Origin of the sequence: Bacillus sp. FDAARGOS_1420 (assembly GCF_019344915.1) — a bacterium.
GTDB classification, from domain to species: domain Bacteria; phylum Bacillota; class Bacilli; order Bacillales; family Bacillaceae_G; genus Bacillus_A; species Bacillus_A mycoides.
Genome location: NZ_JAHWJB010000002.1, coordinates 1,292,995 through 1,306,409, shown reverse-complemented (window position 1 = coordinate 1,306,409; position 13,415 = coordinate 1,292,995). Strand labels below are relative to the sequence as shown.

Annotated in this window: 15 protein-coding genes; 7 read left to right on the top strand and 8 right to left on the bottom strand. The window is 36.4% G+C overall.

From position 1 onward, the window contains the following. Positions 1-68: 68 nt before the first annotated feature. Positions 69-278, bottom strand: coding sequence for a hypothetical protein (locus tag I6L50_RS17040; protein WP_002085943.1), 210 nt, complete (start codon positions 276-278; stop codon positions 69-71). Between the two features lie 239 nt (positions 279-517). After that, positions 518-670 carry an exosporium protein ExsG gene (gene exsG, locus I6L50_RS17035; protein ID WP_000395676.1) on the bottom strand — a complete coding sequence of 51 codons (153 nt, stop codon included), beginning with the start codon at positions 668-670 and terminating at the stop codon, positions 518-520. A 208-nt stretch (positions 671-878) separates the two neighbouring features. On the opposite strand from exsG, the gene I6L50_RS17030 reads away from it, so the two are divergent. The 7 genes from I6L50_RS17030 (at position 879) to I6L50_RS17000 (ending at position 8,375) form a co-directional block, all read left to right on the top strand. Then, entirely contained in the window at positions 879-1,826 is a 948-nt protein-coding gene (locus tag I6L50_RS17030; protein ID WP_219302134.1) for an excalibur calcium-binding domain-containing protein, read from the top strand. A 201-nt stretch (positions 1,827-2,027) separates the two neighbouring features. After that, positions 2,028-2,735, top strand: a complete 708-nt coding sequence (gene ric / locus I6L50_RS17025) for an iron-sulfur cluster repair di-iron protein (protein WP_219302133.1) — start codon at positions 2,028-2,030, stop codon at positions 2,733-2,735. A gap of 245 nt (positions 2,736-2,980) precedes the next feature. Next, positions 2,981-5,386 carry an NADPH-nitrite reductase large subunit gene (gene nirB, locus I6L50_RS17020; protein ID WP_219302132.1) on the top strand — a complete coding sequence of 802 codons (2,406 nt, stop codon included), beginning with the start codon at positions 2,981-2,983 and terminating at the stop codon, positions 5,384-5,386. 15 nt (positions 5,387-5,401) lie between these two features. Next, the gene (gene nirD, locus I6L50_RS17015) at positions 5,402-5,719 is read left to right on the top strand and encodes a nitrite reductase small subunit NirD (RefSeq protein ID WP_061689857.1); all 318 of its coding nucleotides are present in this window, start codon (positions 5,402-5,404) and stop codon (positions 5,717-5,719) included. A 58-nt stretch (positions 5,720-5,777) separates the two neighbouring features. Then, on the top strand, positions 5,778-7,202 hold the full coding sequence (locus I6L50_RS17010) for a uroporphyrin-III C-methyltransferase (RefSeq protein ID WP_219302131.1): 1,425 nt from the start codon (positions 5,778-5,780) through the stop codon (positions 7,200-7,202). After that, positions 7,199-7,909 (top strand): sirohydrochlorin chelatase, encoded by a 711-nt coding sequence (locus tag I6L50_RS17005; RefSeq protein WP_219302130.1) that lies wholly within the window; start codon positions 7,199-7,201, stop codon positions 7,907-7,909. The genes I6L50_RS17010 and I6L50_RS17005 overlap by 4 nt, the downstream gene beginning before the upstream one ends. Then, entirely contained in the window at positions 7,902-8,375 is a 474-nt protein-coding gene (locus I6L50_RS17000; protein ID WP_219302129.1) for a precorrin-2 dehydrogenase, read from the top strand. The genes I6L50_RS17005 and I6L50_RS17000 overlap by 8 nt, the downstream gene beginning before the upstream one ends. A gap of 216 nt (positions 8,376-8,591) precedes the next feature. On the opposite strand, the gene I6L50_RS16995 is transcribed toward I6L50_RS17000, so the two are convergent. From I6L50_RS16995 to I6L50_RS16970, 6 genes are all read right to left on the bottom strand, one after another. Continuing rightward, positions 8,592-8,789 carry a PspC domain-containing protein gene (locus I6L50_RS16995; protein ID WP_000737853.1) on the bottom strand — a complete coding sequence of 66 codons (198 nt, stop codon included), beginning with the start codon at positions 8,787-8,789 and terminating at the stop codon, positions 8,592-8,594. Positions 8,790-9,056: 267 nt separating this feature from the next. Continuing rightward, a complete protein-coding gene (narK, locus tag I6L50_RS16990; RefSeq protein WP_002031603.1) occupies positions 9,057-10,226 on the bottom strand; it encodes a nitrate transporter NarK in 1,170 nt (389 codons plus the stop codon). 80 nt (positions 10,227-10,306) lie between these two features. Further along, entirely contained in the window at positions 10,307-10,540 is a 234-nt protein-coding gene (moaD, locus tag I6L50_RS16985) for a molybdopterin converting factor subunit 1 (protein WP_219302128.1), read from the bottom strand. After that, positions 10,537-11,007 (bottom strand): molybdenum cofactor biosynthesis protein MoaE, encoded by a 471-nt coding sequence (locus I6L50_RS16980; protein ID WP_219302127.1) that lies wholly within the window; start codon positions 11,005-11,007, stop codon positions 10,537-10,539. The genes moaD and I6L50_RS16980 overlap by 4 nt, the downstream gene beginning before the upstream one ends. A 44-nt stretch (positions 11,008-11,051) precedes the next feature. Further along, a complete protein-coding gene (locus tag I6L50_RS16975; protein WP_219302126.1) occupies positions 11,052-12,341 on the bottom strand; it encodes a molybdopterin molybdotransferase MoeA in 1,290 nt (429 codons plus the stop codon). A 43-nt stretch (positions 12,342-12,384) separates the two neighbouring features. After that, a complete protein-coding gene (locus tag I6L50_RS16970; protein WP_219302125.1) occupies positions 12,385-13,398 on the bottom strand; it encodes a molybdopterin-synthase adenylyltransferase MoeB in 1,014 nt (337 codons plus the stop codon). Between the last annotated feature and the right edge of the window lie 17 nt (positions 13,399-13,415).

Genomic DNA, 13,415 nt, shown 5'->3' with positions numbered 1-13,415 from the left:
CTTTCTCTTTACAAAAAAACTGCGTATAAAAGGTCTCTTTAATAACCTTTTATACGCAGCTTCTTTGTTTAAAACTCGATGATATACTCATCATCATATTTATCGTATTGCAAACCCGCTCCTATTTTGAATTCTGTAACTTGATCTCTTAGAAATGGTGCATCTTCTATTTTACTAGTTGCTATTTCAATCCCATATTTTTTTGTTAAATGCGCTAATTCTATTAAAAACCATTCTCTTCGTAATACGACTGGAATATCATACGTTCGTCTTTTCATATATACTAGCACCTCTTTTATTTTCATTATTGAAAAGAATATCACTTCTACTTTCGATACACTTTTTAAAACTATCGTTCATCATCAAAGGCCAATGAAACATTATAGTATATGCATGTCCGTTTTAAACGTGCTATGGCAAAAATAATATTAAAAAACTCATTTAGTTTACATAAAAAAATTATGTAATAGTAAAAGGATAAGGCTTGTCCCTCATCCTTTTACTATCAAAAGCTAAATTAAGAACATCTTGGTACACCTAAAGCTAAGAATAAACCTGCTACTCCTGCTGTAATTGGCACTTTCAACGTAATAACATCATCTACTTTTGTTACTAAAAAGTAAGCATTCCCTTCTTGTAACACGCAATTCACTAATAATTGAAATTCCATACAAATCTCCTCCTTTCAATCGATATACTATAATTTATGAAATCTCTTTCAAAAAGTAATAGTAAATACATCTATTTTTTCCTTATATATAAAATAAATGTTTATATGTCTATTAAAATATTAATTTTCTAAATTAATATAAAACGTGTAATATCCAATAAATTCCTATATAATCTATAGAGAAAATCTTACAAATGGAGGTATTAAAATGGCAGTTTTGAGTAATATTGGTGCAGCTTTATTTTTTATTGCTATCATTCTTTTAATTTTATGTATCATTTCATTCTTTAAGAAAAATGGAAAAGCAAAACAGTATGGTCGTCCTACTGTTATTCTTTTTATGATTTCATTTCTCTTAATAGGAATGGGCACTACAAAATCTGAACACCCAGTCATCGATTTCTTTGCTACTTTAAGTTTGATTTTATTTATTTTTTTCCTTGTTCTAGCAATCTTATCCGTAATTAAAAAGACAGGTGTAGCAAAAAAACAATTTATTATCACAGCTATTTTATTTGTCATTTTTGTTGCGCTATCAGGTATTTCAAGTCCTTCTTCTGCAAAAACGACAGCAACGAATAAACAAGTCGCTTCTAATAGTGAAGAGAAAAAAGATGACGAAAAGAAAAAGGAATTAGAAAAGAAAGAGGCGGACGAAAAAACTCGTAAGCAAGAAGAGGAGAAACGCCAAGCTGAAGAACTAGCTCGTAAGCAAGAGGATGAGAAACGCCAAACTGAGGAACTAGCTCGTAAGCAAGAAGAGGAGAAACGCCAAGCTGAGGAACTAGCTCGTAAGCAAGAGGATGAGAAACGCCAAGCTGAAGAACAAGCCCGTAAACAACAAGAAGAGCAACAGCGTCAAGCTGATGAGCAGGCTCGTAAACAACAAGAAGAACAACAACGCCAAGCTGCTGAGCAAGCTCGGAAACAGCAAGAAGAGCAACAACGTCAAGCTGATGAGCAGGCTCGCGTACAACAGGAACAACAAAAAGCACAGCAAACTCAAACAAAACCTGCTTCAGGAAATACAAGTAACGCATATTACAAAAATTGTGATGCAGTTAGAGCTGCTGGGAAAGCTCCTTTATATAGGGATCAACCTGGCTATAGCTCTAAACTTGATCGTGATGGCGATGGAATTGCATGTGAAAAATAGTAGTAAAAAAGAAGCTTCTAGTAAGCTTCTTTTTTATTATGAGAAACTATTACGACAAATCCCCCTCCTCTTCCTTTTATAAAACTCATTTTTTTATTCTCAAAAATGACACATAAAAAGTGATTTCAATCACCTCATTATTTTTCATTTATCGCTATTCTTAATTTAGATATTACATTTAAACTTTATGGAGGCATTCATATGGAACATACATTTACTGAAACTTCAATTGTTGGTGAGATTGTTACGCAATTCCCGAAAGCTAGCGACCTTTTTAAGTCATATAGAATAGATTTTTGCTGTGGTGGTAATAGACCACTTATTGATGCAATTAATGAAAGAACTTTATCAGCTTCTGAAGTAATTACAGAGTTAAATACGCTTTATCATAATACGAAACTATTAAATGAATCTGAAATTGATTGGAAAAATGCTTCTTATCGCGAATTGATTGATTATGTAATTAATAAGCATCATCGCTATTTAAATGAAGAGTTGCCACAGCTAAGTCCATATGTAACGAAGGTATTACGTGTTCATGGGGCAAATCAGCCTCATTTAGCTCAAATTCATAAGCTATTTCATGAACTTAAAATGGAATTAGAACAACATTTAATTAAAGAAGAAACGGAAGATTTCCCGTTAATTTTAGAATTCGAACAAAATCCAACTGATGAAAACTATGCAAAGTTACGTAAAGTAGTAGACGAGTTGGAGAATGAACATAACCACGCTGGCAATATTATTAAAGAACTTCGTAAGGTGACAAATGATTTTACTCCACCAGAAGGCGCTTGCGGCACTTATCGACTTGTTTACCAACGTCTTGAAGCGCTAGAGTCTGATTTATTTGAGCACATTCATTTAGAAAATAATATTTTATTTCCACGTGCAATTTCAAGAGCATAAATAAAGTGCAGGACATGAGTATAAATGCTCATGTCCTGCTTTTTCATTGCGTGAAAAATATTCATGCTTCCCCTCTACCCTATAACCATATTCCCTTTCGCTTCTCCCTTCACATAAATCCGAATTTTAACAATTTGTGAACCATTATAAAAATGTGATAAATATCACATCTCCCTCTTTTTTAATTTTCTATAATAGAAATATAATCCTTTGTTCAATATTTCACATAAAAAGGGGAAACGAAAATGAAAAAACGTTTAGTTATGATCGGAAATGGTATGGCTGGCATACGCTGTATGGAAGAAATATTAAAACATGATAGTGATTCATATGAGATTACTATTTTTGGAGATGAACCACATCCAAACTACAATCGCATTATGCTCTCTCATGTTCTACAAGGCAAAACAAATATGCAAGATATCATTATGAACGAACATAGTTGGTACGAAGAAAACGAAATAACTTTATATACAAACGAGAGAGTTCAAAGTATTAACCGCGAGGAAAAGGTCATTGTCACAGAAAAAAATCGTACTCTTACATACGACAAACTCATTATCGCAACAGGTTCTAGTGCTTTTATTTTACCAGTTGAAGGTTCCACCCTTCCTGGTGTAACAGGATTTCGAACAATTGAAGATACACAATTTATGATGGATACCGCTAAAGAAAAGAAAAAGGCCGTTGTCATTGGTGGTGGATTACTCGGTTTAGAAGCCGCAAGAGGTCTTATTGACTTAGGAATGGACGTACATGTTGTTCATTTAATGCCTAGCTTAATGGAGCAACAACTAGATACGAAAGCAGCTTCCCTATTGCGTGAAGATTTAGAAGCGCAAGGCATGAAGTTTCTAATGGAAAAGAAAACTGTAAAGATACTTGGTACAAATCATGTTGAGGGTATTCAGTTTGAAGATGGTGAAATTGTAAATTGTGATTTAATCGTGATGGCTGTTGGAATACGCCCGAATACCCATTTAGCAAAAGATGCTAGTTTACTTGTAAATCGCGGCATTGTAGTCAACGACTATATGCAAACAAATGATGAATCCATTTATGCTGTTGGAGAATGTGCGGAACATGGCGGTATCGCATATGGACTTGTTGCCCCTCTTTATGAACAAGGCGTAATATTAGCAAAACATATAACGAATTTACAAACTAATGGATATGCGGGCAGCATCGTCGGTACGCAATTAAAAGTTGCAGGTTGTGATTTATTCTCTGCTGGTCAAATTTATGAAGATGATCAAACGAAAGCAATTTCAATCTTTGATGAATGTAAACGTTCCTATAAAAAAGTATTAATTCGTGACAATAAAGTCGTCGGTATCGTTTTATATGGTGATACTGCTGATGGTACACGCCTCTTTAGCATGTTAAAGAAAGAAGAAGATATACAAGAATATACAGCCGCTTCCCTTCTTCACAAAGCTGGTGAGGAAAGTGAACTTAACGTTGCTACAATGAGTGCCGATGACACTGTGTGCGGTTGTAACGGTGTTACAAAAGGTGCAATTGTTCATGCCATTTTAGAACAAGACTTAACAACTTTTGATGAAGTAAAAGGATGTACGAAAGCCGCAGGATCTTGTGGTAAATGTCGTCCTCTTGTTGAACAAATTTTATCTCATACACTTGGAGATGCTTTTGATGCCTCAGCACAATCTACCGGTATGTGTGGATGTACAACTTTATCACGTGATGAAGTCGTAGCGGCCATTCACGAGAAAGGTTTAAAATCGCCAAAAGAAGTACGAAATGTTCTTGGTTTTGCCCATGAAGACGGCTGTTCAAAATGTCGTCCTGCTTTAAATTACTATTTACGTATGGCGATTCCGGAAGAATATGCAGATGATAAATCATCCCGTTACGTTAATGAAAGAATGAATGGTAACATCCAGCATGATGGTACATTTTCTGTTATTCCACGTATGTACGGAGGCGTTACAACCGCAGATGATTTAATGAAAATTGCTGAAGTCGCAAAAAAATATGACGTTCCTCTCGTAAAAATTACAGGTGCGAGCCGAATCGGCTTATATGGTGTTAAGAAACAAGATTTACCTAACGTATGGGCTGACTTAAATATGACTTCTGGATATGCGTACTCAAAATCACTTCGTAATGTAAAATCATGTGTTGGTTCTCGCTTCTGCCGATTCGGTACGAAAGATTCATTAGGACTTGGTATGCTACTTGAACAATCATTAGAAATGGTAGATACACCTCATAAAATGAAGATGGGTGTAACGGGTTGTCCACGTAACTGTGCGGAAGTACTGACGAAAGATTTTGGCGTTGTTTGTGTCGAAAATGGATATCAACTATATATCGGCGGAAATGGTGGTACGGAAGTACGTGAAGCTGATTTTGTAATGATCGTCCCTACTGAAGACGATGTTCTTCGCATCGCTACAGCTTACATGCAGTATTATCGTGAAACTGGTATTTACGGAGAGCGTACTGCCTACTGGACAGAACGTTTAGGCTTCGATCACATAAAAGAAATACTACAAGATGCAAGTATGGTTACTACGCTAAATGAACGTTTCCAAACAGCTCGTAGCACATATACGGAAGCTTGGGGACAAGCACTAGAAACGAAGTCTTTAAAAGCGATGTATGAAGTAGAAACTGTGAAATAAGGAGCTGTGATCTATATGATACAAACGAAAGAAAAAATAAAAGTTATGCGTGCGGAAGACCTTCCTATTCAAATCGGTAAAGAGGTACAAATGAAAGGTATGTCTATCGCCCTATTCCGCCTTTCAAATGGTGATATTCGAGCTGTAGAAAATCGGTGCCCTCATAAAAATGGACCGTTAGCGGAAGGAATTGTATCTGGGGAATTCGTCTTTTGCCCACTACATGATTGGAAAATTTCATTACTAACAGGTGAAGTCCAAAAACCTGATGACGGCTGTATCCAAACGTACGAAGTAGAAGTTATTGATGGTGACATTTATATAAACATGTAATTTACGAAAGGAAGCCTCCTCTGGCTTCCTTTTAAATAAAAAATGATGAGGTGCGATTATGAACGGATATGTATATTTAGTTGGTGCAGGACCAGGTGATGAAGGGCTTATTACAAAGAAAGCGATAAATTGCTTAAAACGTGCAGATATTGTCTTATATGACCGCTTATTGAACCCTAACTTTCTTAGCTATACAAAGCCAACTTGTGAACTTATTTATTGCGGTAAAATGCCAAAGAATCATACTATGCGTCAAGAAATGATTAACGCCCACCTCCTTCAATTTGCGAAAGAAGGAAAAATCGTTGTCCGCTTAAAGGGCGGAGATCCATCTATTTTTGGCCGTGTTGGTGAAGAAGCAGAAACTTTAGCAGCAGCGGACATTCCATACGAGATTGTGCCAGGTATTACAGCTAGCATCGCCGCTAGTAGTTATGCAGGTATCCCCCTCACCCACCGTGACTATAGTAATAGTGTAACTTTACTAACTGGACATTCGAAAGGTCCTTTAACCGATCATGGAAAATATAACTCATCCCACAATAGCGACACAATTGCCTACTACATGGGTATAAAAAACTTACCTACAATTTGTGAAAACTTACTACAAGCAGGAAAACAAGAAAATACACCCGTAGCAGTCATTGAGTGGGGTACAACTGGAAAGCAACGCGTTGTCACAGGAACACTTTCAACCATTGTTCCTATCGTCAAAAACGAAAATATTTCTAACCCTTCCATGACAATTGTTGGTGATGTCGTTTCCTTACGGGATCAAATCGCTTGGAAAGAACGTAAACCATTGCATGGTAAAAAAGTTTTATTTGCATCCGCAACAAATAAAACCAGTTTCATGAAGCAAAAGTTACAAGAATGCGGTGCAGAAACATATCAAATTCCAACTTTCAAAAGGGAAGAATACACATTAACATCTGAACAAATCAATGAAATTTTTAACGTTGATCGCCTTGTATTTTGTTCAGATGAAAGTGTAGAAATCTTGATGCGATCATGTAGTAAACACCAGAAAGATATTCGTTCCTTACAAGCAAAACTGCAGTATATGAACGTTGCCACTCAAGAAAAACTGATGCAATATGGGCTACTAAGTAAACAAGCAGAGTTCTCTTCCGATACTACTGTTTATTTAGGCAGAAATATTAATCGGATTGCTTTTATTCAAGAGAAAATTGGTGCTGGCTCCTATATGATGACTCATGAGTATACAATTGATCATCGTTTCGATGAAGTCCATTCTCGTATGCTTTCTGAATTCTCATGGGATAGCATTGTGTTTGAAGGGCGTGCCTCAATTGATACATTTTTATCAGAAATAAAACGACTTGGCTTTATCGATATTCTTACTCTTCCATTCTCGTATACCGACGTTCCAACTTTACACTATGCAAATAAAGTCGGGTTTCATAACATCGATCATCAATTACAAAATATTATTATGAAGAAAGACATGGTGGTACGATGAAAGGAATTGTATATGTTGGACACGGTAGCCGACTACAAGAAGGTAAAGAACAATTCATTCACTTTATTCAATCTGTTATGAAAGAACGTAACGAAAGAATTCAAAAAATAGCTTTTCTTGAACTAACAACTCCTACCATTCAGGATGCGGTTACAGAAGCAATAATACAGGGGGCAACTGAAATAATGATTGTACCTGTTTTATTATTTGCGGCAGCTCACTATAAACGTGATATTCCTTTTGAAATAGAGCAACTACAAAAGAAATATCCACATATAACATTTTCAGTTGCACCACCTTTTAGTACGCATCCAAATATGGTGGAACTTGTAGTGAAAAGAATACGTGAAACTATGCCAAAGCAAGGTAGTAGCGTTTTACTCGTAGGACGAGGTAGTAGTGATCCACAGCCGATACATGAGTTACAACACATCGGAGCAGTTGTCGAACAAAAACTCGGTATGCCAGTATGTTGTTCCTTTTTAACGAAAGGAACTCCCTCTTTTACCGCTGAGCTCAAGACTATAACATCGACTGCGTCCCATGTATATGTCATGCCGTATCTTCTCTTTACTGGATTGTTGCTTCAAAAAATTAAGTTGCATACAAAAAAATATGATCACGTTACGACTTGCAACTGTCTTCAGTTTGATACATATATGAAGTTAACATTATTAGAACGAATGGAGGAATGTGTGTATGTATAACATGTGCCCTCTTATGTTTAATTTAGATAAAAAAGTAGTTGTTATAGTTGGTGGTGGTAAAATCGCATATCGGAAAGCGTCTGGATTAAAAGATACAGGCGCTTTTGTCACCGTTATCAGCCCAGAGATTTGCGAGGAAATGAAGGAACTTCCTTATATTACTTGGAAGCAAAAAACTTTTAGTAATGATGATATTAAAGATGCTCACCTTATTTATGCAGCTACAAATCAACATGATGTCAATATGATGGTCAAACAAGCCGCACATGATTTCCAATGGGTTAACGTTGTAAGTGATGGCGCAGCATCATCCTTTCACACACCTGGTGTCATCCGAAATGATGAATATATTGTAACGATTTCAACTTCCGGTAAGGATCCATCGTTTACGAAGCGGATGAAGCAAGAATTAACTTCTGTCCTTCCTAAACTTATAAAAAGGCTTTCTTGTACACATAAATCGTAATCTAGCTCTTATCTAACTATGAATTTACTTCGGACAAACGTTTTTTAGAGACGTTTGTTCTTTTTATTATTAAACAAATAATTGACACTCCTATCTCTATGACTAACGTCAATGGAAGTCCTTTTCAAGTACCCTAGACATGTAAGAGGCGGAGTGCCTTTATCTAATCGTTCCTTTAAAGTTCTCGATTGTGGAATTAGATTTAAGTTCATAGATTTATCTCTTAATATCTTTATCTGTAGGCAAAACAATTGCAGCTATTATATAAAGTAACACCGTAAATCCACTAGTAAAAAAGGCTGATAATGCAGTTACTATTCGAAGGATACTAACATCAATTCCATATTTATCGCTTAAGCCACCTAATACACCTGATACTTGTTTATCTTGAGTGGACTTATATAATTTTTTCATCTAAACACCCCGATCCAATTAAGTATTTGTATGCTAAAAATTAGTTCTATCTTCGGAAGAGATTTAAACTTTCTTTAACTAACCCTTTAATTGAATAACATCTGATATCTATATTTTAACATAAAATTCCACAAAACTTCTGTTTTTCATTTTTAAACCACATTATTTTAGAATACAAGTGTTTGTTAAGTTAGCAATAAAAAACATATCGAAGCCTATTACTAAAAGAACCCTCCTAGATTACTTTAGGAGGGTTCTTTTTCTTTATTAATGATTCTTTAACATCACTAACAGCTTCTCTTGGCTATACATCCATACTGTAATGATTAAACAAGCAAGAGCGACTTCTGATAACGCCATAAATCCAATTGCATAATGACCTGTTAGTTGGAATAGTAACGTTAAAATTAATGGTGGGAAGAACCCTCCTAATCCACCTAAAGCTGACACAACCCCATTTACAATCCCTGCTTGCTCAGAGAAGTACATTGGAACAAGCTTAAAGATTGTACCATTTCCAATACCTGCACAGAATGCGACTAGTAAGCAACCAAATGTATACACGTTCATACTAGGCATGAATGATAAAACAATACCAGATAGTGTTAAGCCGATAAATACGAAGATTAATATTTTAAATGGATTAAATTTATCACCGAGCCAACCACCAATCGGGCGCATCATTGTTGCTAATACGATGAATCCAGCTGTCCGCATGCCTGCATCTACTTTCTCTAATCCGAAGTGAGATACTAAAAAGTTTGGTAAATATACTGTAAATGCAACAAATGATCCAAATGTTAAAAAGTAAAAGATACATAGAAACCAAAGTTTTTCATTTTTATATACACCTTTTATTTGTTCCATTAATGGTGTATTCACCTTTTTTTCCTTACGATCGCCTAATAAAAAGTTCATAAGTGCAAATGCTGCAAGTAAAACTAAATAACACTGTACTGTTGTTCTCCAGCCAACTGATGTCGCAATTACAGGTGCTAAAAATGAAGTAATTGCTGTTCCAGCGTTACCCACACCGTAAATACCATTTACAAAACCGTGACTCTCTTTCGGGAAGTATTTCGGTAGAGAAGTTACTCCTACAGAGAATACAGCACCACCAATCCCTACAAATAATCCACCAATAATTAAATCCATCATAGAATTGGCAACACTAATGTAAAAGACAGGGAATAATAAAAGTATAAAACTAATAAAGAACAATTTCCTTGCTCCGTAACGATTTGTCCAATAACCAATTGGAATGCGAAGAATAGAACCTAAAATAACCGGTACTGCTGTGACCATAGAAATTTGTCCCGCAGTTAATGGAATATCCGCTTTAATATATGGCATTAATGATGATAAGATAACCCATACCATAAAACCGATAACTAGATTAGAAGTTTGTAAACTTAATTGAAAATTAGGACTTTTCATCCTGTTCCCTCCTATGTATGCATAGTTATATTCATTCTCTCCAGCCTAATCACGTCCTAACATGATTAGGCTGAAAAGAATCAACCACCACTTACTGGCGGAATCATTGCTACTACATCGCCAGTTTGAATAATGTCATCCTCATTTGCATACTCTTCATTTACGGCGACCATTATCTCGTTTGAAATCGCTACGCTGTATTTCTTAATGAGAACTTCCTTTACTTCAGCAACCGTAATATTTTCACAATCTATGTACAAGGCCGGCTTACTTGCTTCTTCTTGCAAATGTGCAAATAATAGTACTTCAATCATGTTCTCATCCCCCTTTCAGGCTCACCATTTGCATATGCTATTTTCTCTAACTGATCACCTATCCATGACTCACCATCTTCCCAAAACTCTTTCTTCCAAATCGGAACAATTTGTTTTATACGCTCCATAATATATTCGTTCGCCTCATAGGCTGCTTTCCGGTGTGGTGTTGAAACGGCGACAACAACAGCAAAATCAGAAATTTCCAATGTACCAATGCGATGTGTAATTGCTACATATGTCCCAGGCCACTTCTCTTCTACTTCATTACCAATTTTCTCAAGCTGTTTTTCCGCCATTGTTTTATATGCTACATACTCTAAATATAGCGTACGACGTCCTTTCGTAAATTCTCTGACGGTACCAATGAAAGTAGTAACCGCACCACACTCACACCGAATTACTTTGTTTGTAACTTCTTCAATTGAAATAGGTGTATCAATTACTTCATAATACGTATGTGTCATTTTGCACCTCTTACCTTTGTATAAGTTAGCAATCTATTTTTCTATTACTTGTATGATCGAAGTGGTTCTTTCCACGGCCACTCACTTCCTATGTTCGATTCCAATAATAATACCGAAACAATTATTCCTGCTTCAAATCCTCTCGTTCCTCCCGGCAGAACGATAAATGCATTCGCCTCTGCAAGTGAAGAAATTGCACTAGATTTATCTAAACCAACTGGTGTAGCTTGCAATTGGCCATCTACAATTTCTACTCTCCCTCTTACAAAACGAGTAAATGGGTTTACTTTTGGAAAGTCTTTCTGTAAAATTGCTTCTGCTCGATATACGTGCGGATCTTTTCTATGCAAATATGTTCCAATGACTGGCCGAACATATAATTCACATCCGACATAACAAGCTGAAGGATTACCAGATAGACCAAATAATAGTTTTCCTTCTAGCTCAGCTACAGTTGTCACACTTCCTGGTCGCATCGCTATTTTGTTGAAAAGTACATTAGCTCGTAATCTCTCATAAATAGCAGGTAAATAGTCATAGTCTCCTACCGAAACGCCACCAGTTGTAATTAAAATATCGACTTCTTTTATTGCTCTTTTTACGGTCTCATAACACGTCTCTAAATCGTCAGCAAATTGTCCATAATAGCGTACAATTCCACCTGCTCGCTCAATTTGAGCAGCAATCATATAGGAATTACTATTTCGAATCTTCCCCGGTTTAAGCTGTTCATGTACTTCTAAAAGTTCACTTCCTGTCGCTACAATTCCAATAACCGGCTGTTTTACAACATGTACGGAACTATAACCAAACGTAGCAAGAAGCGCTGCTACTCCAGGTTTAATAGAAGTCCCTTTTTTCACAAGTATGGCATTTTGTTTTACATCTTCTCCTTTAAAAGAAATGTTATCACCAGCAGCGAAAGAGCGTTTTAATTTCATATAAGTCTTTTCTTTTTCTTCAAATCCTTCCGTTAGCTCTAACATAACAACCGCATTACATCCTGCTGGAATTGCAGCTCCTGTCATAATACGGACAGCTTGAAATGCTTTCACCTCTTCTCTAAAAACAGAACCTGCCCCGATCTCACCAATCACTTCAAACTGAATCGGGTTACTGCTATTTGCTTTTTTTGTATCTTCCGCTCGAATCGCAAATCCGTCGTACGGAGAGCGATCGAAATGCGGGACATCATGATCTGCAATAACATCTTCTCCAAGCATTCTACCGTAGCTGTCTATAAGAGAAACCTTTTCTATTTCACCTTGATGAGCATACTCCATTATGCGTGCAACTGCTTCTGCTACTGGAATTGGTTTACGTTTTTCTAGCATTCTTTTTTCGCCTCGTTTTGATAAGGATAAACTCTCTTTCTGTTCATCCTATATATTTTGCGTATAATCGTTTTGCCATTTTCATATCATTAGTCCCATGAATAAACGCTCTGCCGTCTGTAAATAAAACAACACGATATTCATCTACTAGAAACGATAGTAAATATGGAGTTTCTTTGACACTCCTGCTTTTTTGTAAGCGCTTTTGAATTTCTTCTAAATTAAGAACTCGCTTTATCCCTGGACGGATTTGAACCGTATTCCTTCCGCATAGCACTTCTATTTTTATTTGTGCTTCAAATGTTAAGCTTGGATACGTTCGTGATTTCCCACAAGATGGACATGTACTTTTTTTCTGCCTGTTTACTTTTAATGAGATACATTGATTGTTCCAAATATCAAATGATAACATTGTTCCTCGCAACGCCTTATAATCGTCCACCAATATTTTCATCGCTTCTGTCACTTGGTGAGCAACGACCATTTGTACAGCCGGCTGAATGATTCCTGTTGTATCACATGTTGCACCGCCCATAGGATGATCCATTAGACAGCGAAAGCATGGTGTTTCCCCCGGAAGAATTGTATACGTTACACCGTAACTTCCAATGCATCCACCGTATATCCAAGGTATATTTTCTTTTTGCGACATGTCATTTATAAGTAGGCGCGTATCGAAATTGTCAGTCGCATCCAATATAAGATCCACTTCTTTTGTTAACTCTTCTATTTCTTGCATTGTGACATCCGTTACAATTGGTACAATTTCTACTTCAGAATTAATCTTTCTTAAATGTTCTGCCGCTGCAATTGCTTTTGGTTTACACTGCTGTGCATCTTCTTCTATATATAACTGTTGCCGCTGTAAATTACTCCATTCGACGTAGTCACGGTCAGCAATTGTCAACTTCCCAATCCCCATCCTAACGAGCGCTTCCGCATTTGCAGCTCCTAGTGCACCCGCACCGATTAGGAGCACATGTTTTTTTCTTATTTTTCTTTGTCCCATTTCACCAATTCCAGAAAACAATACTTGCCTTGAATATCGCTCTTGCATAGGGAATCCTCCTTTCG